Annotated in this window: 22 protein-coding genes and 1 other RNA gene; 6 read left to right on the top strand and 17 right to left on the bottom strand. The window is 57.7% G+C overall.

Going from position 1 to position 24,563, the window contains the following annotated elements; genetic code table 11:
* Window positions 1–8: 8 nt before the first annotated feature.
* Window positions 9–1,172: a glutamine-hydrolyzing carbamoyl-phosphate synthase small subunit gene (carA, locus tag WFM49_RS08140; protein WP_035270978.1), complete on the bottom strand. Its 1,164-nt coding sequence runs from the start codon at window positions 1,170–1,172 to the stop codon at window positions 9–11.
* 169 nt (window positions 1,173–1,341) lie between these two features.
* On the opposite strand from carA, the gene tal reads away from it, so the two are divergent.
* A complete protein-coding gene (gene tal / locus WFM49_RS08135) occupies window positions 1,342–2,304 on the top strand; it encodes a transaldolase (RefSeq protein ID WP_009463071.1) in 963 nt (320 codons plus the stop codon).
* A 200-nt stretch (window positions 2,305–2,504) separates the two neighbouring features.
* On the opposite strand, the gene WFM49_RS08130 is transcribed toward tal, so the two are convergent.
* The 10 genes from WFM49_RS08130 to WFM49_RS08085 all read right to left on the bottom strand — a co-directional run bounded on the left by WFM49_RS08130 (window position 2,505) and on the right by WFM49_RS08085 (window position 15,832).
* The gene (locus WFM49_RS08130; RefSeq protein WP_336972749.1) at window positions 2,505–3,242 is read right to left on the bottom strand and encodes a class I SAM-dependent methyltransferase; all 738 of its coding nucleotides are present in this window, start codon (window positions 3,240–3,242) and stop codon (window positions 2,505–2,507) included.
* 273 nt (window positions 3,243–3,515) lie between these two features.
* Window positions 3,516–4,310: an ABC transporter permease gene (locus WFM49_RS08125; RefSeq protein WP_009463067.1), complete on the bottom strand. Its 795-nt coding sequence runs from the start codon at window positions 4,308–4,310 to the stop codon at window positions 3,516–3,518.
* 1 nt (window position 4,311) lies between these two features.
* Window positions 4,312–5,118: an ABC transporter ATP-binding protein gene (locus tag WFM49_RS08120; RefSeq protein WP_009463065.1), complete on the bottom strand. Its 807-nt coding sequence runs from the start codon at window positions 5,116–5,118 to the stop codon at window positions 4,312–4,314.
* Window positions 5,111–6,151: an ABC transporter substrate-binding protein gene (locus tag WFM49_RS08115; protein WP_254499670.1), complete on the bottom strand. Its 1,041-nt coding sequence runs from the start codon at window positions 6,149–6,151 to the stop codon at window positions 5,111–5,113. Before WFM49_RS08115 ends, WFM49_RS08120 begins: the two co-directional genes overlap by 8 nt.
* A gap of 104 nt (window positions 6,152–6,255) precedes the next feature.
* Window positions 6,256–6,867: a recombination mediator RecR gene (recR, locus tag WFM49_RS08110; protein ID WP_250756790.1), complete on the bottom strand. Its 612-nt coding sequence runs from the start codon at window positions 6,865–6,867 to the stop codon at window positions 6,256–6,258.
* Window positions 6,867–7,193 (bottom strand): YbaB/EbfC family nucleoid-associated protein, encoded by a 327-nt coding sequence (locus tag WFM49_RS08105; RefSeq protein WP_009463063.1) that lies wholly within the window; start codon window positions 7,191–7,193, stop codon window positions 6,867–6,869. The genes recR and WFM49_RS08105 overlap by 1 nt, the downstream gene beginning before the upstream one ends.
* A gap of 41 nt (window positions 7,194–7,234) precedes the next feature.
* A complete protein-coding gene (gene dnaX, locus WFM49_RS08100) occupies window positions 7,235–9,652 on the bottom strand; it encodes a DNA polymerase III subunit gamma/tau (protein WP_336972743.1) in 2,418 nt (805 codons plus the stop codon).
* A gap of 115 nt (window positions 9,653–9,767) precedes the next feature.
* Window positions 9,768–9,865: signal recognition particle sRNA small type (ffs, locus tag WFM49_RS08095), an RNA gene on the bottom strand.
* A gap of 16 nt (window positions 9,866–9,881) precedes the next feature.
* The gene (locus tag WFM49_RS08090; RefSeq protein ID WP_336972741.1) at window positions 9,882–13,184 is read right to left on the bottom strand and encodes a UvrD-helicase domain-containing protein; all 3,303 of its coding nucleotides are present in this window, start codon (window positions 13,182–13,184) and stop codon (window positions 9,882–9,884) included.
* Window positions 13,184–15,832, bottom strand: a complete 2,649-nt coding sequence (locus WFM49_RS08085; RefSeq protein ID WP_336972740.1) for a hypothetical protein — start codon at window positions 15,830–15,832, stop codon at window positions 13,184–13,186. The genes WFM49_RS08090 and WFM49_RS08085 overlap by 1 nt, the downstream gene beginning before the upstream one ends.
* A gap of 108 nt (window positions 15,833–15,940) precedes the next feature.
* Between WFM49_RS08085 and WFM49_RS08080 the strand changes: the two genes are divergently transcribed.
* Complete coding sequence (locus WFM49_RS08080) at window positions 15,941–16,753, top strand: TOBE domain-containing protein (RefSeq protein WP_336972738.1); 813 nt, start codon at window positions 15,941–15,943, stop codon at window positions 16,751–16,753.
* On the opposite strand, the gene WFM49_RS08075 is transcribed toward WFM49_RS08080, so the two are convergent.
* From WFM49_RS08075 to modA, 3 genes are read right to left on the bottom strand one after another with little or no spacing between them, the layout of a single operon-like run.
* The gene (locus WFM49_RS08075; RefSeq protein WP_250756786.1) at window positions 16,743–17,444 is read right to left on the bottom strand and encodes a sulfate/molybdate ABC transporter ATP-binding protein; all 702 of its coding nucleotides are present in this window, start codon (window positions 17,442–17,444) and stop codon (window positions 16,743–16,745) included. The two genes, WFM49_RS08080 and WFM49_RS08075, sit on opposite strands and share 11 nt — an antisense overlap.
* A complete protein-coding gene (modB, locus tag WFM49_RS08070; RefSeq protein ID WP_009461324.1) occupies window positions 17,441–18,121 on the bottom strand; it encodes a molybdate ABC transporter permease subunit in 681 nt (226 codons plus the stop codon). The genes WFM49_RS08075 and modB overlap by 4 nt, the downstream gene beginning before the upstream one ends.
* A gap of 18 nt (window positions 18,122–18,139) precedes the next feature.
* Window positions 18,140–18,889 (bottom strand): molybdate ABC transporter substrate-binding protein, encoded by a 750-nt coding sequence (gene modA, locus WFM49_RS08065; protein ID WP_009461323.1) that lies wholly within the window; start codon window positions 18,887–18,889, stop codon window positions 18,140–18,142.
* A 176-nt stretch (window positions 18,890–19,065) separates the two neighbouring features.
* Here modA and xerD point away from each other — a divergent pair, with 176 nt between their 5' ends.
* The 3 genes from xerD to WFM49_RS08050 all read left to right on the top strand — a co-directional run bounded on the left by xerD (window position 19,066) and on the right by WFM49_RS08050 (window position 22,040).
* Window positions 19,066–19,962 (top strand): site-specific tyrosine recombinase XerD, encoded by an 897-nt coding sequence (gene xerD, locus WFM49_RS08060; RefSeq protein WP_026485227.1) that lies wholly within the window; start codon window positions 19,066–19,068, stop codon window positions 19,960–19,962.
* Window positions 19,963–19,977: 15 nt separating this feature from the next.
* Complete coding sequence (gene ybaK / locus WFM49_RS08055) at window positions 19,978–20,472, top strand: Cys-tRNA(Pro) deacylase (RefSeq protein ID WP_035270993.1); 495 nt, start codon at window positions 19,978–19,980, stop codon at window positions 20,470–20,472.
* A gap of 344 nt (window positions 20,473–20,816) precedes the next feature.
* Window positions 20,817–22,040, top strand: coding sequence for an MFS transporter (locus tag WFM49_RS08050; RefSeq protein WP_022983484.1), 1,224 nt, complete (start codon window positions 20,817–20,819; stop codon window positions 22,038–22,040).
* Between the two features lie 221 nt (window positions 22,041–22,261).
* Here WFM49_RS08050 and WFM49_RS08045 read toward each other — a convergent pair whose 3' ends face one another.
* On the bottom strand, window positions 22,262–22,741 hold the full coding sequence (locus WFM49_RS08045; RefSeq protein WP_031232991.1) for a nuclear transport factor 2 family protein: 480 nt from the start codon (window positions 22,739–22,741) through the stop codon (window positions 22,262–22,264).
* Window positions 22,742–22,757: 16 nt separating this feature from the next.
* Complete coding sequence (locus WFM49_RS08040) at window positions 22,758–23,369, bottom strand: NAD(P)-dependent oxidoreductase (RefSeq protein WP_336972734.1); 612 nt, start codon at window positions 23,367–23,369, stop codon at window positions 22,758–22,760.
* Between the two features lie 151 nt (window positions 23,370–23,520).
* On the opposite strand from WFM49_RS08040, the gene WFM49_RS08035 reads away from it, so the two are divergent.
* Entirely contained in the window at window positions 23,521–23,910 is a 390-nt protein-coding gene (locus WFM49_RS08035) for a winged helix-turn-helix transcriptional regulator (protein WP_251196041.1), read from the top strand.
* 65 nt (window positions 23,911–23,975) lie between these two features.
* Here the strand turns inward: WFM49_RS08035 and WFM49_RS08030 are convergent, their stop codons facing one another.
* Window positions 23,976–24,401: a PACE efflux transporter gene (locus tag WFM49_RS08030; RefSeq protein ID WP_009461311.1), complete on the bottom strand. Its 426-nt coding sequence runs from the start codon at window positions 24,399–24,401 to the stop codon at window positions 23,976–23,978.
* Between the last annotated feature and the right edge of the window lie 162 nt (window positions 24,402–24,563).

Below are 24,563 nucleotides of genomic sequence, written 5' to 3'. Positions count from 1 at the left end.
AGTGCGATTTATTTATTGGCCTGGTGGGCAGCCATCAGGCTGATGAATTTGTCGAACAGCGAGGCAATATCGCGCGGGCCGGGAGTGGCTTCGGGGTGACCCTGGAAGCAAAACGCGGGGCGATCTGTCAACTCGAAGCCTTGCAGGCTCTGGTCGAACAAAGAAATGTGCGTGACCTTGGCATTGGCTGGCAAGGTTGTGGCATCCACCGCAAAGCCGTGATTCTGGCTGGTGATGAACACGCGGCCGCTGGCCAGTTCCTGCACAGGGTGGTTGGCACCGTGGTGGCCATTTTTCATCTTCAAGGTCTGAGCACCTACGGCCAGACCCAGGATCTGATGACCCAGGCAAATACCAAACACAGGCAACTTGCGCTCCAGCAAGCCCTTGCAAGCTTCGATTGCGTAATCGCAAGGCTCCGGATCACCAGGGCCATTGGACAGGAACACGCCATCAGGTTCGTAAGCCAGCACATCGGCCAATGGAGTTTGCGCAGGCACGACGGTGACCTTACAGCCACGGTCCGCCATCAGGCGCAGGATGTTGGCCTTGACGCCAAAGTCGTAAGCCACCACGTGGAAGCGGTCGCCTTCGGGCTTGGAGAAACCTTGGCCCAGTTCCCACGAACCTTCGGTCCAGTTGTAGGACTTGTCGGTGGTAACCACCTTGGCCAGGTCCTGACCTTTCAGGCCAGGGAAAGAGCGGGCCAGTTCCAGTGCACGTTCGGCATCATCACCCACCAGGATGCAGGCACCCATGGAGCCTTTCTCGCGCAAAATGCGAGTCAGCTTGCGGGTGTCGATACCGGAGATGGCCACAACGCCCTGAGCTTTCAGGTAGTCGGGCAAAGACTGGGTGGAGCGGAAGTTGGACAGGCGGGCGGGACAATCGCGAATGACAAGCCCGGCAGCGTGGGCTTTGGTGGATTCGGAGTCCTCTGGATTGACACCGGTATTACCGATGTGCGGATAGGTAAGCGTAACAATTTGACCGCTGTAGCTTGGGTCTGTCAGGATTTCCTGATAGCCCGTCATGGCTGTATTGAAAACGATCTCAGCAACACAGTGCCCCTCGGCACCGATTGATACCCCTTTGAATAGGGTTCCATCCGCCAGGGCTAGGACGGCACTAGTGATAGTGCGGGACTCCTCAGGAAATAAAGACGGCAGCACGTTAAAAACCCCGGATTCTGAAATTAATATTAAACCTTCTAATTATATGCTCAAACGGGGTTTTTCCGGTAGTTTATCGGTAATAACACCGAAACCAGGCACGAAAACCTGGAAAATCGACTACAGTAATTGATTGGTTTGATGGCTTTGCGATGGACTAGTAACAGACATGACTACTCAGCTTGACTCCCTGCGCCAGTGCACAACCGTAGTGGCCGACACAGGCGATTTTGAAGCGATGCGTGCGTATCGCCCTACCGATGCAACAACCAATCCTTCCCTGATCTTGAAGGCTGTCCAGCAGGCGGCCTATCGCCCCTTGCTGGACCGTGTCATCGCCGACCACCCTCACGCCAGCCTGGCTGAAACCAGCGATCTGTTGCTGGTTGCCTTTGGCCAACAAATTCTGGACATTGTTCCCGGCCGCGTCTCCACCGAAGTGGATGCCCGCCTGTCCTTTGATACCCTGGCCAGTGTCGAGCGCGCCCGCCATATCATTCAGCATTACGAAAAGGCCGGTGTGCCGCGCGAACGGGTACTGATCAAGCTGGCCAGCACCTGGGAAGGCATTCAGGCCGCCCGTACGCTGCAAGCCGAAGGCATCAACTGCAACTTGACCCTTTTGTTCTGCCTGCCGCAAGCCATCGCCTGCGCCCAGGCCAAAGTCACCCTGATCTCGCCCTTTGTGGGTCGCATCTACGACTGGTTCAAGAAAACCGCTGGCCAGGACTGGGACGAAAGCGCCAACCAGGGCGAGAACGATCCCGGCGTGCGCTCGGTCCGCAGCATTTACGAATACTACAAAACCTATGACATCCCCACGGAGATCATGGGTGCCAGCTTCCGCAATGTCGGCCAGATCAAGGCGCTGGCCGGTTGCGATCTGCTGACCATCAGCCCGGATCTGCTGGGCCAGCTGGATGCAGCCCAGGGTGAAGTCCCTGCCATGCTGGATGTGGCGCGCGCCAAGGCGGTTGCCCCCGAATGGCGTGCCAGCAATGAAATCACTTTCCGCACGGATTTGAACCAGGACGCGATGGCTACTGAAAAGCTGGCCGAAGGCATCCGTCAGTTCACCGCGGATGGCATCAAGCTGGACTCCTTGATTCAGCAAGCGCGTCAGCAGGCTTGATCACTGGCACTGCGATATAAAAAGGCTTTGCATCCTGCAAAGCCCTGAAAGAAGCCCGCTGCTTGATCAACAACTTGAGCAGCAAAAAGAATCAGCCCGGCATTGCGCCGGGCTGATTTGCTTTGAGCCCTATCTGGACTGCAGCCAGATCTTGCTCAGGTCAATACGCACCACACTTTTCTAATCCAGCACACTTTCTTTCAACGTTCGCAAAGCAAGCTGATTTGTGGACAATTCTTCTTGTAGTCTTCCCAAAAGCCTGGCGGATAGGCATCCAAAGCCTGCTGAGTCAATAACGGCATCTGCCAGCGAAAGGACCGAAAACCCGCCTTTGCCAGGGCTGCTTCGTAATGCTCTTTACTCCAGCGGTGATAGGTAAAACGAATCGGCGGCCCCACATTAAAGTGTGCAGTATGCCGAAAGCCCTCTTGGTACGGCTCCTCCGTCAGCACTTTCAAACCGTACTTGGCCACATCCTCCTTTCCCAACTGAAAGTCCGGGTTCACGGTATAGGCCACCAAGCGACCATCCGGTTTCAGATTATCTGCCACGGCCTGGAACATCTGCTCCAACTCCCGCACTGACCGGGAGTAATTGAACAGAAAGGCCGCAATTGCCCGGTCGAACTGCCCGATTACCCCCATCTGCAGCACGTCTCCCACCCGGAACTCAATATCCTCCTTCTGCTGCCTGGAAATGTCTTTAGCCTGATTAACCATGCTCTCCGAAATATCCACCCCCACGACCTTGGCTGCCCCCTGCTCGTAGGCCCGGCGCCCGAAAAAACCATAACCACAGGCCAGATCCAGCACAGACTTGCCCTTCACGTCTCCCAGCAACTGCTCCACAGTAGCGACCTCTGCCAGCCGAGCGGGCGAGGTCCGGTTGAACTCTTCGTAAATCGTGCCGATTGCGTTGTAGTCATGCTGTTTTTCCATGTACGTCTCCATCTGCTTGGTTTGACAACAAACACGTCAAGGTACTAAGACTGCTGGCACACACCGATCACGCGGTGCGGCCTTGATCTATAACACTTTGGGGCCTGGGCGATAGGAGTGAAAACCACATATCGATCCTGTCATGTTTGTTCTTTTATGTATTTAAGCGCCTAACTGTCTCCTCCCTGTCCCCACTCTCGAAAACAAGCAGGCATAAAAAAACCGACTCCTGAAACGGGAGCCGGTTCTCTCGACATTTGGGCCAGACAGCGGTCAGAGCTTTTCTGTGCCGCCACCTTGCGGCCGCCAGGCCAGCAAGCGATCCTCAAAGACACTGACCAGCCCATCCAGGATCAGCGCAAACACCGTCAGGACAACAATACCGGCGAACACTGTATTCACGTCCAATGTGCCCTCTGCCTGCAAGATCAGATAACCGACCCCACTGGCTGAACCCAGGTATTCACCCACCACAGCACCCACAAAGGCCAGACCGACCGAGGTGTGCAGGCTGGAGAACACCCAGCTGGTTGCCGAAGGAATATAGACGTGGCGCAGCAACTGGCGACGGCTGGCACCCAGCATGCGGGCGTTGTCCAGCAAGGTGGAGCTGACTTCACGCACACCCTGGTACACGTTGAAAAACACGATGAAGAACACCAGTGTCACGGCCAGAGCCACTTTGGACCAGATGCCAAGACCAAACCACATGCCGAAAATAGGCGCCAGAATCACGCGTGGCATGGAGTTGGCCGCCGTCAGATACGGGTCCAGCAAGGCCGCCGCACGGGGCGAGAGCCCCAGCCACAGACCGCAAGCCAGACCGGCAATCGTACCGATGGCAAAGGCCAGCAGGGTTTCGCTCAAGGTCACGCCCAGGTGCAGGTAAATATCACCATTGGTGACGAACCAGGCCCAGATCACCTTGACCACTTCCAGTGGCTGGCCAAAGAAGAAGGCTACTTTGGGGTCCAGCGTAAAAAAGTGCCAGGCAGCCAGAATGACGATGAGCAGCGAAATTTGCCAGCCGCGCAGGGCCAGCTTGGATTGAGTAATAGATTTAGACATATCAGGCACGCTTTTGCTGGGCATAACCCTTCAGAACTTCATCACGCAAGACGGCCCAGATTGCCGCGTGCAATTCGACAAAGCGGGGGTCGTTGCGTACTTCGGCCACGTCACGAGGGCGTGGAAGATCGACATGAAATTCGCCGATGGGATGAGTGCCCGGCCCGGCCGACAGGACCACCACCCGGTCGCTCATGGCAATGGCTTCATCCAGGTCGTGAGTGATGAACAGCACGGCTTTACGCTGCGCCATCCAGATCTCCAGCACCTCGTTTTCCATCAATTGACGGGTCTGAATGTCCAGCGCCGAGAACGGCTCATCCATCAGAATGATGTCGGGATCACGAATCAGGGTCTGGGCCAGCATGACACGTTTGCGCATACCGCCAGACATCTGATGCGGGTAACGATCCCCGAAACCACCCAGGCCGACTCGCTTGAGCCACTCCTGGGCACGGGCGCGGGCCTCGTCCTGCGGGACACCGGCAAACTCCAGACCGGCCATCACGTTGGATTCGGCACTGCGCCAGGGCATCAACGCTTCGCCCTGGAACATGTAGCCAGCGCGCTCGTTCACCCCTTCCAGGGGTTTACCGAACACACGCACTTCGCCCGACGAAGGGCTCAGCAAACCCGCCCCTACGTTCAGGAGCGTGGATTTGCCGCAGCCCGTTGGGCCTACAACCGACACAAATTCGCCTGGAGCAATGCTCAGGCTGGCGTCACGGACCGCTGTGTACGTACCTTTGCCATCGCGGGATGCAAAAACACAGCTGATGTTATCTAAAGAAAGTGCTGCCTCAGACATTGGGATACTTCTTGTTGGCTTTTTCAGCAAACTCGTTGGTGAAGATCTTGCTGGTATCAATCTTGGATGCGTCCAGATTCGGCACAAAAGCGGCCAGCGCATTCAAGGCGGTAGCGGGGCCATCAGCATCGACCAGACCATCTGGCGAGAGTGCTTCTTTATTGGCGTCCAGACATTGCTTGTACAGCTCTACATCACCCAGCAGGTAGGTGGCAGGCACGGTTTTGGCAATGGTTTCAGCGTCGTTGGCCTGAATCCATTTATCGGCGCGTACGATGGCGTTGGCCAGGGCCTGAGCGGTGTTCGGATTCTTGATGATGAAGTCTTCAGAAGCGTACAAGCAGGCCGAAGGCATATTGCCGCCAAAAATGGTCTTGGTGTCGGCAACGGTACGGGTGTCAGCAATGACACGTACTTCGTTCTCCTTGAGCAAGGTGCCGATAACCGGGTCCAGGTTAGCCATGGCATCGATCTGACCCGTACGCATGGCAGTAACCGCACCCGCGCCAGCGCCTACACCGATAAAGGCCACGTCCGAGGGTTTCAGACCATTCTGCTCCAGATAGAAGTTGACCATCATATTGGTCGAGGAACCCGGTGCGGTCACACCGATTTTCTTGCCCTTCAAATCCGCAGGCGACTTATAGTCAGCCATCGTCTTGTTGGACACGGCCAAAACGATGGCCGGTGCGCGTCCTTGCTGCACAAAGGCACGGTACATCTGCCCTTTGGCCTGCAAGTTGATGGTGTGCTCAAAAGCGCCCGAGACGACATCGGCACTGCCACCGACAACCGCTTGCAGGGCCTTGGAGCCACCGGCAAAGTCGGCCACTTTGACCTTGAGGCCTTCATCATCAAAATAGCCGTTAATCTCGGCAATGGACAAAGGCAGGTAATAGATCAGCGCTTTGCCACCGACGGCAATCGTGATGCTTTTTTTCTCGATTTCCTGTGCACGGGCCAATGTTGGCAGCGACAGTGCCAATCCCGATGCTCCAACCAGCTTGAGTGCATGACGACGAGTCAGTTTCATGGCAATCCCCTTCTTGTTGTTGGTCATTAATTATTTAGGTCTGATACTTATACTAAAAAACAAAGGGGGGTGTCCCCCCTTGTCCGCCAAGCGGTCAAACCCATTTACGTGGCGCGACGCTCCATCAAGGCCCAGGCAATGGTGCTGGGGTCTACGTACTCCAGCTCGCTCCCGGCTGGCACACCGCGTGCCAGTCGAGTCACTTTCAAACCTTGGCTAGTGAGCATTTCCGCCAGATGATGGGCGGTAGTTTCGCCCTCTGCGGTGAAATTGGTCGCTAGAATCACTTCCTGCACTTGGCCATCACCGGCTCGCTCTAGCAAGCGGTCAAATTGCAAGGCATCCGGGCCTATGCCTTCCAGCGGCGTCAAACGCCCCATCAGCACATAGTAAAGGCCTCGATAGCCATGCGTAGCCTCGATCATGTTTTGATCGGCAGGCGTCTCCACCACACACAACAACGCCGGATCACGGCGGGGATTGGCACAGGTTTCACAGATAGGTTGAACAGTGAAACCATTGCAGCGCTGACAGTGCTGCAGTGCCGTCGCGGCATGTTCAAGAGCGCGGCTCAATTGGTCGGCGCCTACCAGGTCGTGTTGCAACAAGTGGTAGGCCATGCGGCGAGCGCTACGCTCGCCCACACCGGGTAGCCGACGCAGAGCCTGGATCAGAGCCCGAAGCGGTTCGGGCTCAGCGATCTGCGGTTCGTTCATTAGAACGGGAACTTCATACCGGGTGGCAGTGGCAGGCCAGCGGTAACACCCGCCATTTTTTCCTGCGACGTTGCCTCGGCTTTGCGCTGTGCATCGTTAAAGGCAGCAGCAATCAAATCTTCCAGCATCTCTTTTTCGTCTTCCAGCAGGCTGGGGTCGATAGAGACACGGCGCACATCGTGGCGGCAGTTCATGATGACCTTGACCAGACCACCACCGGAAACGCCCTCGACCTCGATATCGGCCAAGGCTTCCTGGGCCTTTTTCATGTTTTCCTGCATTTGCTGCGCCTGGCGCATCAAGCCGGCAATCTGACCTTTCATCATGGTTTGGTTTTCCTGATTGATATAAATTGACAAGGGGCCATTCAGGCGGCCCGAACCAAAGGAGTGGCCTTGATCGACCCGGCTTTGACGCTGCCGTCAAAGTCCTGGATCAGGCTCAAGACAAAGGGATCCTGGGCAACCTGCTCTTCGGCCTGTCGCTGACGCTCGGCCAGCTTGGCCTGCTCCACGGCATGCGCGGTGGCATCGCCCGTATCCCCGTATTCGATCACCAACTGAATGGACTGGGCAAAGTATTCCGACAAAACGGTGCGCAAGCGCGCTTTGCCCTGGCTGCCTTCAGTGGCCTTGATTTTGGCACGCAGGTGGATTTCCTGGCCTTTCACGCCCAGCCATTCGCTCTGGCGGGCCAATTCAGCGGCCCAGCCACTTAAGGGCAGGCTGGTTGCCACTTCAGGCCAGGTTTCCGGTTTCATGCCGCCCAGACGGACGGTACGCGGGCTGTCCGAACCGCTTTGCGGTACAGGCAGGCCCAGTTCAGTGTCGGGCATGAAGCGATCAGACAGGGACACAGACGGTACATCGCCGTCTTCTTCGGCACGAGCCGCGTCCATATCCAGAGGTTGGTAATTCTCGAACTCTTCGTCCATGCCCTCGGACAGCCAGGCGGGCTCTTCCGGGCCGTCCTGGGTGGAGACGGCTGGCGGCGCTTCTTCTGCCACCGGGTCTACTCGGGCAGCGGCCTGGGCCTGAGACGACATCAGGGGCTGAGCACTGCTCTTGCCCTGGGCTTTGGAGGATTCCGCTACAGGGTCGGCAGAGGAATCAGCCTGGGATGCGGAGGTGGGCTCTGCGGCTGGCTGGGCTGACGGGGCGGATGGAGTCGATGCCGCTTGGACGGCTTCAACAGCGCTGCTGCCAGCAACTGCAGTCGCAGCTTCTTGAGGCTGACTGGTCGCGGAACGGGCGTCAAAGTTTGCATCCGCTGGGGCAGACTCTGAAGAGTCATAGCTGGCCCCTGCACCGGCAGGCTCGGGAGCATCTTCCCAGGCCGGGACAAAATCGTCGTCAGCAGGGATGGATTCTGCGACTGGCGCTGCTTGGGCTGCATGTGCACGGGCAACATCAGCGACCGGGGCGGCTGCAGGGACAGAAGCCTGTGCCTGCTGAGACGCGGCCTGTGGGCTAACCGCAGGCTGAGTGGTTTGCGCGGCTTGTACTGCTTGTGCGGTTTGCGTGCTCGGCTCTGTTTGCGCACCCTGCGCAGCTTGCTGTAGAGGCGCGGCAGAGGCGGCGGCATCAACAGAGGCAGCGGGGGCTGCCGCAGGAGCGGGAGCAGCCTGAGCCGCGCCAGCACCAGCACCAGCAGTATCAGACCCCGAAGGCTCTGCTGGCGGTGGCACATACGCCGAGACGGGCTCGGGCAGCAAGGCCAGCATGCGCAAGCACGCCATCACAAAACCGGCGTACTCATCCGGAGCCAAAGACAGCTCCTGACGGCTATGCACCGCTACCGAATAAAACAACTGCACATGATCGGGCGAGAGCATGGGCGCTAGTTGCCGCACCGCCTCTGCCAGAGGATCATCATCAGAAATCGTGCCGGGAATGCGCTGCTCGATGGCGATACGGGACAACAAGGTTGCCAGATCAGCCAGAGCGCCCGAATAAGACAGGCCGCGCAAGGCCAGATCATCGGCCACACCCATAATGGCCTGTGCATCGTAAGCGACCAGCGCTTGCAGCAATTGCGCCAGGTGGCGTTGATCAATGGTGCCCAGCATGGCTTGCACAGCCTGGGCGCTAAGATCGCCCGCGCTATAGGCAATAGCCTGGTCGCTCAGCGACAAGGCATCGCGCATGGAGCCATCAGCTGCCTGTGCCAGCAAACGCAAGGCAGGCAGCTCGAACTGCATTTCTTCCTGAGTCAGAATGTCTTGCAGATGGCCCACAATCGCGGGCACTGTCATCTGCTTCAAATTGAATTGCAGACAGCGCGACAAGACCGTGACCGGAATCTTTTGCGGATCGGTCGTGGCCAGAATGAATTTGACGTGCGCTGGCGGCTCTTCCAGCGTCTTGAGCATGGCGTTGAAGGCGTGCCCGGTCAGCATGTGAACTTCGTCAATCATGTAGACCTTGTAACGGCCCGAGCTGGGTGCGTAGACCGCCTGCTCCAGCAGCTGGGTCATCTCTTCCACACCACGGTTGGAAGCGGCGTCCAGCTCTACATAATCAATAAAGCGGCCAGCATCAATCTCGGTACAAGCGCGGCAAACGCCACAGGGCTTGGAAGTGATGCCAGTTTCGCAGTTCAGCGACTTGGCCAGAATACGCGACAAGGTGGTCTTGCCCACGCCGCGTGTGCCCGTAAACAGCCAGGCATGGTGCAGGCGCTGGGTATCCAGGGCGTGCGTCAGAGCGCGCACCACGTGGTCCTGACCAACCAAGGTGTCAAAGGAACGGGGGCGCCACTTGCGGGCCAGAACGAGATAGGTCATGCGAATTCCGGACGGCGTGAACCATCAATACAAATAAGCGAAAGGAAAAGTGTACCGGATTCGGTGCTGAAGGGAAGCAGATAGACCGGGCGCGCATAACCCGATAAGCAAATGAAGTGGCGAGCCTGACTCCGGCACTGATTCTGCACGGCTGTGGCTGCTTCGTTCCCGACCTGACCAGATTCACCGCCGAACCATGCGGAGGGGCCCGCCGACCAATAGTGTAGCATCAATACGGCAGCCAAAGATCGGCTCTCGGGAAATAAAGCGCAGCCTGCGCGGGCCGGCCATCCAGAGCCTGCACCTGCACACAATACCGCTGCAATTGCGGCGCATAACGCTCCAGCATCCGGGCCTTGAAATCGTCCAGACTTTCATGCTCGGCAGGTCGTCCGGTCTTGTAATCCACCACCAGCCAGTGATCTTCCTGGGAAATGGCCAGGTCAATAATCGACACCCGGCCACTGACGTCCAGCAAGGACCATTCCCGGTAAGCTCGGCTGACGCCCAGCAGCCAGCGGCCCCGTTCCGTCTGTACGGTCGCAGTAATCGCTTCAAACAGGGATTGGGCGGCTTCATCCAGATAGGTCGCTGGCACACCAGCACGCAACAGTTGACGACGCATCACGGCGCGGCCTTGCTGCAAGCGTTCTACCGGCCATTGCTCCAGCCCTTCACGGCCCAGCTTTTCCAGCCAGTCGTGGGCAACCGTACCAATGGCTTTTTCATGAGTCGTGTCCAGGGACCACTGCCAGCTTTGATACTGCGGGCTGTCGGCCTGCAACTGCTCGGGCGGCGCGGCCGGCAAGCTCACCACACGCTGCAACAATGCTGCGGAACCTTGCCCTGCTTCCTCTTGCTGTCCGCCCTGCTCGGCTTGCCAAACAGGAGCCTGTGGCTGCTCCAGGACCGGCCAGACACGGCTCAGCAAGGAGCGGCCATCCGGCTCGCGCAGGCCCTTATCCTGGGTGATGCTCAATTCCGCAAACAGATGCAGCTCCTGACGGGCACGCGTCAGGGCCACATATAACAAGCGGTGGCTTTCCTGCTCGGCCCGGATACGCTCCCGCGCCGCCAGAAACTGCGACACCGGATCGCGCTGCTCGCTGCCCTTGTGACTGATCGGCCCCAGAATCAAGCGCTCGGCGCTGTGCTCCAGACGAATCAACGGCTCGGAGTCGGCTGCTGACTGCTTGTGCAAACCAAACAAAATGACAGTTTCAAACTCCAACCCCTTGGACTTGTGAATCGTCATCACCTCCACGGCCTTGCCCGTACCTTGCGGGGTGGCATACAGCGACTCCACACGGGCCTGTAATTGTTGCTGGTCGGGGGGTCCATAGGGACACAGCTCCTCCAGCAGCCGCAAAACTTGTTCGGCATCGGCCTGATCGGCCAGGCTTGGATAAACCTGCGGCCCACCCAGGCGCGTCCAGCACTCCTGCACCCAGGCTGCAAACGGCATCAAACCGCTGCGATTTCTCCGGTCCAACAAGATCTGGCAGGCAAACAAGAGACGGGCCCGCTCGTCCGAATCCCAATCCTGAAACTCCTGATTCTGCGTCAGCTCGGCCAAGGTCTGGGTGGGATGCAAGGCGCACAAGCGATGCAGGCTCTCCAAACGCAAGCCGATCAATGGCGAGCGCAACACGGACAGCCAGGCCAGTCGATCTGCCGGGTGCGCCAAGGCACGGACCAATTGCACCAAATCCGCCACCACAGGGCGCTGTTGCAAGGGTTCCAGCTCTACGGCTCGGCACGGTATGCCCTGCTCACCCAGCTTGCGCACCAAACCATGCAAGTGCGAGCGTGCTCGCACCAGAATTGCCACCGGATGTTCGCTGTCCTGATAACGTTCCAGAGCTTGGGCCGCACACTGAACCGCCTCCTGCACTGCACGCTCTTGAGCCGCTTGCTGCGACGGCACAGCATCCTCTCCCCGAGCCACTCGGAAATGCCAGGACGGGTGAAAATGCACCGCCCAATCGGGGATATCGGGCTTGAAGGCGGTCGAGTGTTCGTAGGTGACCATGCCCAGATCCGGGTCAGGTCGAGCCGGAAACAATTGCGCCCCCACTTTGTTCACCCATTCCACCAAGCGCGGATGTGAACGGAAGTTATTACTGAGATTCAGCGGCTCCAGCTCTACTTCGCCCAAGCATCGAGCTTGCCAGACTTGCAGAAACAAACCCACTTCCGCCTTGCGGAAACGGTAAATGGACTGCATGGGGTCGCCCACCAAAAACAGACTGCGTCCATCGCCAGGCTCCCAGCCGCTGGTCAGGCGTTCCAGCAACTGCACCTGGGATTGGCTGGTGTCCTGGAACTCGTCTACCAGCAAATGGCGTATGGACCTGTCCATGCGCAAGAGCAGCTCGCCCGGCTCGTCGGCATCACCCAAGGCTTGCAAGGCACGTTGGGCAATCTCGGTGAAATCGACCTCAGCTTTCTCGGCAAAGCGCAGTTTCAATTGCGCCGCAGCCAGCCACAAGACCTGAATCAGATTGGACAGGACTTCTTGCTGCTGGGGGGAGTATTGCTCGGGCAAAAGGCGTGCACTGGCCAGGCGGGCAATCCAGGGCTCAGCCCCCAGACAATTGCTCAACCACTCGGTCAGCATTTCTTTTTGTGCCGTTTTAGGGGGAAAGCCATTACGCACCGTCAGGCTTTTGCGCAGATCGCCTTTATCCGTCAGCAACAAGGCTGCCAGACCACGCCAGCGCGGCAAATCGTCCATGACCGGGGCCAGGTTATCGCCTTGCCAATCCGCCAAGGCCAGCACATCGCCGCTTTCCAGATTCGAGGCCGCAAAACAGGCCAGGGGGGCCAAGGTTCGCGCCCAACCGGGTGGCAGTGAATCGCTTAGCTGCTGCAGCTGCTGCTCCACCACCTCACGCAAACTGTCTTGTAAAAAGGCTACATCACCGCCCTGCCCCACCGCTGGCAACCACTGATCACGGCTGGCCAACATACCTGCCAACAGAGCTTGCGCCTGCAGCAGGTTCACATCCATGTGTTCCAGAAAACGCGCCACGCTGGGCACGCTTTCCGCCATCTCCAGCGTGGCCCAAGCCGCCGCTTCGTAATGCTCCTGGGCCTTATCGGTAATGGCCGGAACCCCGCCCAGCCCCGTAATCCAGGGCATGGCGCGTACCAGGTGGGCACACAAGGAGTCGATGGTCCGGATGCTTAAACGGGCCGGGTAAGCCAGCAAATCCCACTGCTGCTCCTGATTGCGCTGCATGGCGGCACGCGCCAGTTCCCAGCTGCGTACCCGGTAGGGCTCGGCAGGCCGTTCCTGATTGGCAGCGGCCAACTTCTCCAGTACACGCGCATGCATTTCAGCCGCAGCTTTACGGGTGAAGGTAATGGCCACTATTTCTTCTGGCCGCTGCACGCGAGCCAGCAAGGCCAGAATCCGATCGGTCAGCAGCTCTGTCTTGCCGGAACCGGCTGGGGCCTGGACCAGAAAGGAGGACTCGGGGTCCAGTGCCCGTGCACGGGCGGGGCTATCGCTAGGGACTGTCACCATTACACCTCTCCTCCATTGTCTTGGAGGTCTTCCTGGAACAAACGTAAAAAGGGCAAAACATCGCAATACAGCAAATCGTTGCGGTTCCAGATCTGGTTGGCGGCCTGCCCTTGCAGGAACTCATCTGCCAAGCCTTCCACCGCCTGTTTCCACTGCGCGATTTGGGCGGTCCACTGCTGGGCGCTCTCCAATTCGGTCAGACCCTCAATATCCATGCCGGGCGCGGCCAAACCGCTTAAACCGACCTGTCGGGCATGCAAGCGTACAAAGGCCAAACCACTGACGCTACGGCCTTGATCCTGCAAGGCAGCAGCATAAAACGGCAATTGCAGATTCACGGGTCTGGGCCGCAGCCAGTCTTTATCGGGCCGCAGCTCGCCTATGCCGGTTTTGTAGTCCAGCAGCAATTGCTCGCCATCAGCCAGATCATCCAAGCGATCCAGACGCAGGTTCAGACGTAACAAGCCTCGATTCCAGCTCAATTCATGCTCCGTCGCCCCCAGGGCGAACGGTGGGCGCTGGGCTTCCTGATGAGCGTACTCATTCAAGACGGCCAGACCCCGCTCCATTTCCAGGCTGCGCAGCACTGGACCGTAATCGGCCAGCTCTTCTTGCGCCGCTTGATCGATGCACGTTTGCACCACATCCAGCAGTGAGCCCTCACCAATCAGCTCATGCAGGCTGTCCTGATCCTTCACACGCAGCCAGAACAATTCGACGGCGCGGTGCAGGAACATCCCGCGTGTATTCATATCGCCCACACGGGCGTAGTCGGGCAAGGCCTGACCATGTAGCCGAAACTTCACAAAAGCCCACAAGGGATTGCGAGCCTGGGTATCCAGCACACTGATCCCGCCACGTATGCGCTCTTCCAGCTTCAGACTGGGGCCTTGCTCGTCCAGCAAGGCTTCCTGTGCAACGGCCTGCTCTGCCTGCACCGCCCAAGGCATTTCCAGCACGGGCCAGTGGGCAATCAAGGGGCTGGGCCTCAGCTCCTGTTCGCCCTGATGCAAAGGCGCACTTAGCAAAACCTGATTCCCACAGCGTAGCAAGGCACTCAGCATCCAGCGCGCCCATTCCAGCTCCCGCTCTGGCGTACTGCGAGGTGCCGAGACTCGACGCAACACCTGGGCAGGAATCAAAGGATTGGGTTTGACCGCAGCAGGCAAAATATCATCGGTCAGGCCCAGCACCCATACGGCATCCCAGCGCCCGCCTTCCGCTTCCAGAAAACCCAGCACGTCCAGCCGGGAACGTGGGTCTCGTTGTGGCTGGAACAAATTTTCACGGGCCATGCGGGCCAAAGCGCTTTGTGCCTTCAAGGCACTGATGCGACCCAAGACCGGCGCTTGCTGCGCCAATTGCAGCAGCAAGGCTTCCAAAGCCTCCAGAGTTTGAAACTGGGCACTATCCAGACGGTTAGTGCCCGGAAAGCCCAACGCCTCCAGGCATTGGCGCATGACCGACGCCCAGGTATCCACTCCTTGAGCGCCTGCCGATACGGACTCGAAGCGTTCCACCGCCTTGCCCCAGGCCAGAGCCAGTTCGGGTGTGTGGAAGCTGAGCATGTCGGCAAATTCTTTACGGCTAACTTGTGTAATGCGGTTGTCGCGCCAGGCCTTGTCAATGCGGGCACGGCCACCTGCTTCAGACTGTTCTGCCTGACACGCTCCCAAACGCAAGGCTTCGCCCAGCATGGCGGGCTCGGCCTGCCCCTTGGTCGCCAGCGTAAACAAGGCCTTCAACCAGGCCATGGCCGCTTCAACCACTGGCCACTCAGCCAAGGATCGGGCTGCCGCCACGTTATAGGGCAAAGCACCTTGATCCGTGTGCATGGCCTGTCGCAAAAGACGATGCACCAACGGCAATTGCGTTTCCAGCTGCGCGGCCACAATGGCTACTGTGCGATCCGGGTACTCGTCCAATTGACGACGCGCCCACTGCACCGCCAGGCGCCATTCCGTATCCGCATCCTGCGCCTGCACCCGATACACCTCTGTCGCCGGAGCCTCTTCGTGCTGCAGCTGGAGAATCTCTACCCCCATGTCCTGCAAACCACTCAACAAACTTTGCAGGCGCGGCGAATATTCATGAAAACCATGCAGCACCATATAGCGATGACGCATGTGCAAGGCGCCTGCCTGCACCGCTTTGAGCACACGCTCCGCAGCCAGGTTTGCATCATCCAGATCTGCCTGCTCCAGGCTTTGCCGGTAGTGAGAGCGCCATTGCATGAAGCGTTCAAAATCCACGCTGGCCTCGCCGGGTTTCAGCTCGATATTCCATTCATCCAGCAAGGTATCGGCTTCACAAGCCAGACGCGCCGCCTGACCGACATCCAGAAAATAGCCCTCTTCCTCGCACTGCTCAATACTGTGTTCCCAGCGCTGCAAGGCGGCAAAGCGATCCATCTGGTGCGCGGCTGGTTGCCACTGTTCGGAAAAGCAGAGCTGATCACTGGCCTGCGCCAGCCACGCGCCCAAAGGCACAATTTCCGGTACGGCAACTGTCCCGCCAGCACCCGCCAGACGGGCCGACAAATGTCCCAGCAGGCGGCGCGCATAGCGCTTGTTCACGGTCAAGACAACCGTCTCGGCACTATTGAGCTCCTGCAATTGAGCCATGGAAACAGCAGGGGTGTCGTACATAGAAAAAACCAGTTAAGGTTGCAAGAAAACAGAACGGCCAGCAGCGCTGATCCGGCCATTGTACCGGCGCTCTATCCCTAGTTTGTTCCCGCCCTTACACTTATCACCATGTCTAGTTCAAACACCCCCAATACCGAATTAACCGGCAGCCTGTCGCTGCGCACTGGCGACCATACCTGGGGTAGCGCCCGCCGTATGGCCTTGCTGGCCGCCATTGCCGAGCAGGGCTCGATCTCTGCCGCTGCCCGTCATATTGGCATCAGCTACAAGGCGGCCTGGGACGCCATCGACATCATGAACAATATGGCGGGCGCACCTCTGGTGCTGCGCAGTACGGGCGGTCATCGTGGTGGCGGTGCCACCCTGACGCCCAAAGCCGTCGAACTGCTGGAGCTGTATCAAACCTACGACCGGCTGCATCAACGCTTCATGAGCCGTATTGGTCGTTTAATGCCTTCCGTGGCAACTCAAATGGAGTTACTCCAAACCATGATCATGCAAACTTCGGCTCGCAACCAACTGCCCGGTATCGTTACCACGATTAAAACGGGAGCCGTCAACGACGAAATTCATGTGGATATTGGCCAGGGCCAAATCGTGGTCGCGTCCATCACACGAGAAAGCACGGAAAACCTGGGCCTGCGTGAGGGGCAGAAAGTTCTGGCCTTTCTGAAAGCGTCCTCGATCATGATTGGCACGGGCGACACCCGTAACTCCCTGTCCGCACGCAATCAACTGCCCGGCACGATTACCGATGTCATTACCGGTGCCGTCAATGCAGAAGTACGTCTGGAACTGCCACAGGGCCTGACAGTCACCGCCAGCATCACCCTGGACAGCACACAGCGCTTGCACCTGGAAGCAGGCCAGTCCGCCTATGCACTGTTCAAGGCATCCAGCGTGATGATCGCTACGCTGTAAGAGCTTCCAGATCCGCGCTGGTACAGCATTCGATAATGCGTCCATCGCGAATACGATAGACCTCTTGGGCCAGGGCCCTGGCATCCTCAGGATCGTGCGTGATCAGGATAGTGGGAATATCGATCTGGCTTTGCAACTGAGCCAGTTCAGCCCGCAAACGCGCACGCAAGTCCTGATCCAGGGCCGCCAAAGGCTCATCCAGCAAAAGCAGCTGAGGTTCAATAGCCAAGGCTCGCGCCAAGGCACAACGCTGCTTTTGCCCGCCCGACAGTTGGGCGGGATAGCTGCTTAATACCGACTCCAGCTGAAACGCTTCTACCCAACGCTGGGCAGCCGCAGGCATGTCTCGCACGGAGCGGTTGAACAAGCCCGTGTTCAGACCAAAGCAAATATTCTGTGCTGCGGTCAGATGCGGGAACAGGCCGTAGTCCTGAAACAGGTACGCCACCCGACGCTCGCGTGGTTTCAGGTTGATGCCTTTTTCAGAATCAAAATAGACCTGATTGCCAATTTGAATGCGGCCATGGTCGGGCCGCAACAAGCCCGCCACGCTTTGCACCGTCAGGGACTTGCCCGAACCCGAAGGCCCGTACAGGGCAATATGACGGGCTTCGGTTTGAATCTGAATGTTCAAGTCGAAATGACGGGCCTCGCTGACCACGGTGCGTTGAATCTGTACAGTCAGGCTCATTGCATCCCTCTTTTACGGCGTACGTGACGGGGTGACAAGGCACTGGTACTCCACAGGACCAGCACACAAGTAATCGAAATAATAGCGACCAGCACCAATGCCTGCTGATCCTCCCCTGCCTGGACTGCCTCGTAAATGGCGATGGACATGGTTTGGGTGCGCCCCGGTATGCTGCCCGCGATCATCAACGTAGCGCCGAACTCGCCCAAAGCGCGGGCAAAGGCCAGCAAAACGCCTGCCATGATGCCACGCGCTGCCAAAGGCAGGCTGACACGAAAGAAGATGGCCAGGGGCTTCAGACCCAGCACGCTGGCCGCATTTTCCAGGCGGGGGTCCACATCCTCAAAAGCCGCACGCGCGGCCTTCAAAATCATGGGAAAAGCTACGACAGTCGCGGCAATCACCGCGCCCTGCCAGGTAAAGACCAGCTCAATCCCCATACTGGATAGCCATTGCCCAAAGGCACTGCGCCGACCCAGCAAGACCAGCAGGTAATAGCCGATGACGGTAGGCGGCAAAACCATGGGCAAGGTCAAGATGGAATCAAGCAGATCACACCAGCGCGACTGCCAGCGCGACAAGGCATAGGCCACTCCTATACCCAGCACACAGGCAAACAAGGTCGCCCAACCGGCGACCTTGAGCGATAAGCACAGAGGAATCCAAAGTGAAGTCATCCGACGATCAAAATCCTGTCAAGGCTTGGCAAAACCGTATTTTGCCAGCACTTGCTGTCCGGATTCAGACATGACGAAATCCTGGAAAGCCTGAGCCTTGTCATTACGGCCTTCGCGCTGCACCAAGGCAATCGGGTAAGTGACAGGTTCCGTGGTCTTGAGCACTTCCAGCACTTCCACCTTGTCTTTCATGATGGCCGCGTCGGTCGCGAACACGAAACCGGCTTCCACTTCACCACGAGCGACATAATCCAGCACCTGACGCACGTTCTGGCCCAGAATTTCACGCTGTTTCACCGCATCCCACTGACCGGCCTTCTCCAGAGCGGCCTGAGTATAACGACCCACAGGGACGACAGTCGGATTACCCAAAGCAACGCGTTTAACTTCCGCCTTGCCTAGATCGCCAGCGTTCGTAACCCTGGCAGGGTTGTCGCTAGGCACAATCAGCACAACCTGATTCTGCACAAAATTCTTGCGGGTGGCAGGATCCACAGCCTTGGCCTCTTCGGCCTTGTTCATGGCTTTCTGATCTGCCGAAGCAAACACATCCACAGGAGCGCCATTGACGATCTGCTGCAACAGCACGTCCGATGCTGCAAAACTGGTCAGCACTTTGGTGCCCGGATGCTCTGCCTCAAACTGGCCAGCCAGTTCCTTGAAGGCGTTGGTCAGACTGGCGGCGGCGGCCACAACCAATTCATCGGCTTGCGCGGCGCCTTGCAAGAACAGGGATAAGGCAGCGACCGATACGACACGTTTGAACATTGTTTTCTCCTCCAAGGGCAGGTGTAACGAATTAGTATAATCAGGAAATATATATAGGTATATAGCGTAAATCTACCCGTCTGCTGAATGAAGCTCATCATCCCGGAGTGATAGCATGATGGCTTTCCAGCTTCATTCCGGCTGCCAAAAGCACGCTTTACGACTCTTCCATCCTCATGACGCAAGCCAGTCTGATTTCCGATTTCATCACCATGCTCTGGTTGCAGGACGGCCTGTCTGCCAACACCCAACAAGCGTATCGGCAGGATCTGGAACGCCTGGAGGAATGGGCTCAACAAGAGCGCGAAGGCAAAGCGCTGGAGCAGTTGGAAGCCAAGGATTTGCGGGAATGGATGGCCAGCCAGGCAGATCAGAGCAAGGCCAGCACAGCCAATCGCAGGCTGGCCACCTTACGTCGCTTTTACAACTGGACAGTGCAAGAAGGCATGCGGCAGGACGATCCCTGCCTGGAATTGAGCAGCGCCCGACAGGCCCCACGCGTCCCGCACACCTTGTCCGAAGAACAGGTAGAACGCCTGCTGGCTGCCCCGGACATACATAATCCCTTGGGGCTGCGCGATCGCTGCATGCTGGAAACCTTGTATGCCAGCGGTTTGCGCGTCACGGAACTGACTGAACTGCCCTTGCAGAACCTGAGCCTGAGCGATGGCGTGCTGCGCATCGACCAGGGCAAGGGGGGCAAGGACAGGCTGGTGCCCTTGGGGCAGGAGGCCCTGCACTGGATCGAACGCTATATGCAGGAATCCCGCCCTGCCTTGCTGGGCCAGCGCCGCAGCGATTTTGTCTTTATTACCGGGCGCGGCACCTGCATGAGCCGCCAATCCTTTTGGTTGATCGTCAAGAAATATGCGGTTCAGGCCGGTATTCTGGCCCCCTTGTCGCCGCACGTTTTACGTCATGCTTTCGCGACCCATTTGCTCAACCACGGCGCCGACCTGCGCGTGGTGCAAATGCTCTTGGGACACGCCGACATTTCCACGACCCAGATTTATACTCATGTGGCACGTGAGCGCTTGAAAGCCTTGCACGCAGCCCATCATCCACGCGCCTGAGCGCACTACCAAGATATGGCTAAAGAAAAACACGTTAGCGAAACACCGGCCACACAGTGGCTACGTAAAAATGGCATTTCCTTTACCGAGCATAGCTACAACTATGTCGATCATGGCGGAGCCATGGAAGCGGCAGCCCAGCTGGGTCTGGATCTGCACCGGGTGGCCAAGACCCTGATAATGGAAGATGAAAGCGCCAAGCCCCTGATCATCGTGATGCACGGCGACCGTGAAGTCTCCACCAAGAATCTGGCCCGTCAAACCGGCGCGAAAAAGATCGCCCCCTGTAAACCGGATGTGGCTCAACGCCATTCGGGCTATATGGTTGGCGGCACCTCGCCCTTTGCCACCCGCAAGGCCATGCCGGTGTGGCTGGAAGAAGAACTGCTGGAATTCGACACCATTTACATCAATGGTGGCCGACGAGGCTATTTGCTGGGCATCAATCCCCAGGTTCTGATCGACAAGCTGGGGGCACGCCCCGTACAGGCTGGCCTGGAAAAAGGCTGATCTTACTTAGCGGCAGGTATAAAAAGACGGCGCAGTCAGCCCGTCTTTTTTTATGTCTCGCGCTTGCTTGAACCCTCAAACGCCATAATAAACAGCCTGGTTCTGCTCCCTGCACTTCCTGCCACGCGCAGCCACCACCACCACCACCACCACCACCACCACCACCACCACCACCACCACCACCACCACCACCTCCTCCTCCTCCTCCTCCCGCAACTGGAACTGGAACTGGATAGCAGCGGATTACAACACTGTCCGCTCCATCGCTCTTCACAAAAGCAGGAGATTGCACCTGTGTGACATTTCGCCAGATAATTCAAACCTGAATAATAAGAGGGGACCCCATGTTTCAATCCTTGCGCCAGCCCGCCATCATGACGGTGACTTTGGCGGCTGCTGGCATCCTGATGGTTACCATGGGGATACGCCAATCCTTTGGCCTGTTCGTCGGCCCCGTTGATAAGGCAACCGGCATGGGCATCATGTCCATCAGCTTTGCCATGGCCGTGGGCCAGCTTGCCTGGGGGGCCATCCAGCCTATTGCCGGTGCCTGCTCCGACCGTTGGGGCCCGGACCGGGTTCTGATCGCGGGCCTTCTGATTCTGGCACTGGGCTGTGCCGTAACACCATTTATTGGTACCGGGCTAGGGCTGACCCTGACGCTGGGCCTGCTGGCCAGTATTGGCTCGGGCGCGGCCAGTTTCTCCACCTTGATTGGCGCTGCCGCCCAACGTATTCCGGATCACGCCCGCGGTCAGGCCTCGGGCCTGATCAATGCCGGCGGCTCCTTCGGGCAGTTCGTCTTTGCCCCCGTGGTGCAAAAGCTGATCGGCTGGGTCGGCTGGATGTCGACCTTTTGGGTTCTGGCCCTGACCGCCCTGCTGACCCTGCCTCTGATTCGCAAGCTAAGTCCGGGCAGCAAGCCCGAAAAAGCCGCAGCCACCCCAGCCCCTGTTGTCAGCGGTCCCGGTCTGGCCGAGACACTGAAAAGCGCCATGAAGGATCGCAGTTACTTGCTGCTGAGTCTGGGCTTTTTCACCTGCGGTTTTCACATTGCTTTTCTGGTCACCCACTTACCGGGGGAAATTGACTTGTGCGGGCTGCCACCTTCGGTAGCAAGCTGGTCGCTGGCCTTGATCGGCCTGGCCAATATCTTTGGCAGTATTGCCGCCGGTTCCTGCATTGCCCGCTGGCGCAGCAAATACGTGCTGGCCCTGATGTATGCCTCGCGCGCCGTGCTGATCCTGTGGTACTTGATGATGCCTAAAACCGATCTGGTGTTTTACATCTTTGCCATCGGCCTGGGGCTGACCTGGCTGGCTACCGTGCCCCCTACCGCCAATATCGTCGCCAAGCTGTTTGGCACGCGCTATCTGGCAACCCTGTTTGGTCTGGCCTTGTTCTCGCACCAGATCGGCGGCTTTCTGGGCGCATGGCTGGGGGGTATCGCCTTGACCCGCTTTGGTGACTACAGCTGGATGTGGTGGGCTGATATTGCCTTGGCCGTACTGGCGGCCATCGTCAACCTGCCGATTCGCGAAGCCAGGATCAAGATGCAAACAGCTTAGACAACTCGCAATCGAAACTTCGCCAAGCAACAGCACAAACGGTTGCCCAAAGAAGAACTCCGTTTACCCCTCATCAAAAAGACCCGCCATGGCTGGCGGGTCTTTTATTTGGCGTAAGCATAAGTCCTCGTTATAACGGGGCAAAGTCTCGCCCCCCTTTCGGCGCCGCGCAAGGCTGCTGCCGTATCGGTGGTAAAGAACGGGTTGCCCGAATAGTGAGCTTAGAACATGGTATTGCTATTGGCCGCCTGCTCCGGCACGGCCTGAATCACATCCCAGTGCTCCACAATCTTGCCGTCTTGCACCCGAAAAATATCCATCACAGCCTGCCCGCGATCGGCCTTGCCATTGGTCGAATGCACATGCAGATAAACCAGATCGCCGTCTGCGGCACTACGCACAATCCGTGCGCGAGACTGCGGGTTCTCTTTGAAATAGCCATCAAAATACCCCACGAAAGGCGCTTTTCCGTCCGGCACCTCCGGGTTGTGCTGGATATAGTCCTCAGCTACGACCGACGCCGCTTCCTGCACCTGATGCTTGTTAAAGAAGCTGTCGTAAAAATCGACCACCAGCTTGCGATTGCTCTCTTCCTGAGCCACATCACGAGTCGGCGAATTGGCAGCCAACGCTGCATTTGTGCTCAACAAGAAAGAGCCCACTAATAAAACTGGAGATACCCATCGGATTAAACCTTTCATCAGTCCCACTCCCTGTTCAATAACCTACGGTGAAGCGCTGGCGTGAATGGGCAGGACGTTCAATCTCGTCCACCAAAGCGATGGCGTAATCCTCATAAGAAATCTTGCTGCCTTGGTCGGAGACCAAAAGGCTGTCTTTGCCGATACGGAATTTGCCTGTGCGCTGGCCGGGGCCAAACTCTGCCGAGGGCGACAGGAAAGTCCAATCCAGCTCTTTTTCCTGACGCAACTGATCCAGAAAGGCAATGCCACCCAAGGCCTCGGTCCGGTAAGCGTCCGGGAAAGCAGGCTGATCAATCAATCGCAGACCGGGGGCCACTTCAAGGCTGGCGGCACCGCCTACCACTAGATAACGCGGCACACCGGCCGCACGAACCGCCGTAATCAGCTTGGAAGGATCTGACGACGCAAAGCGAACCGCGCTAATTGCAATATCGTGCCCTTTCAATAGCGCAATCAAACCATCCAGATCATTCACATCGCCCTGAACTGCGGTGACATTGGGCAGGCTGGCAATTTTTTCAGTATGGCGAGCAATCGCTGTCACCGTATGACCGCGATCCGAGAGTTCTTTCAAAAGGCGCGAACCGACTTCGCCAGAAGCACCTATCAATGCAATACGAGACATAACAGCTCCTTGTGTGCTCAAATAAAGACTTGGTCTAAAAAGTAGACCATTAAGCGTGATGCTAGACAGTTTTTTGACAGTCCACAAGAAGTCACGCAGGCCATACCAGGTCACACGGAAGTGACTATTGAACACAGGAAAGCAAGCCGCCATGTCCTCATCAAGCGCAGCCACACTGGCTTCCAGCCCCATACAGGAAGAATTTGAGCAACCCTGTCCCATCCGGGATGTACTGGATCGGATTGGCGACCAATGGAGCCTGCTGATCCTGGAATCGCTGGCACCGGGCACCCTGCGCTTTAATGAGCTGGGCCGGGAAATCGGCGATATTTCCCGTCAAATGCTCTCACGCACACTCAAGCGGCTGGAAACTGATGGATTTGTACAACGAACCTTGTACGCCGAAGTACCGCCACGCGTGGAATACACACTGACCGAATTGGGGCAATCTTTTCTGGTGCCCATGCGGGAACTGGTGAAATGGGCAGATGTGCACCATGCCCGTATCTGTCAGGCCCGTCGGGAAGCTCAGGTGGGGTGATAGAGCCAATCCAGCAGAAACAAAAAAAGCCGCATTACGCGGCTTTTTTTATTGAACGCTGGGGTTCAGGCTGCGCTGGCAGGCAAACCAAACACCCGGTCAAAGGTCCAGCTGAAGATAAAGGAATAAATCAGGAAGAACACCAGAATGGCCACTTCCATACGCAAGGCTTCCAGCAAGCCGACCTGATACCACCACATATACAAAGGCACGATAGCAATTACCAGGCCAGCCTCAAAGCTGATGGCATGCACACTGCGGCGCAACAGACTGCGGCCTTTGACAGCTTGGCGGGATTCCCAATGCTCGAACGCCGTGTTGAACACGTAGTTCCAGACAATCGCAATCACCGAGATCGCCACAGCAATGGGCGCAGACTCTGAAGCCTCCCCACCGGCAAAGTACGCCAGCAAGAAAGAAGAAAAAACAATGGCAAAAAACTCGAACAAACCCACGTAAAAAACGCGGCGTTTCCAACCCTGGAGTGTCATGACTACCCTGCTGCGGTGCATCAGCCTGGCACTGAAAGAGATTCAGCCGGACGAGACGATGCGTTCAAAAATGGAGTGGCAAATCCGATGCACAGGCCCTCAGCCCGCATCGAAGCTGCGATAAAGCGCACAATCCTACCACAGGCAAGCAGACGGTTTGCA

The organism is Alcaligenes sp. PF14 (assembly GCF_037150615.1).
Taxonomy (GTDB): domain Bacteria; phylum Pseudomonadota; class Gammaproteobacteria; order Burkholderiales; family Burkholderiaceae_B; genus Alcaligenes; species Alcaligenes phenolicus.
The sequence above is the reverse complement of the archived record's forward strand: the minus strand, read 5'-3'. Positions and strand labels throughout refer to the sequence as shown.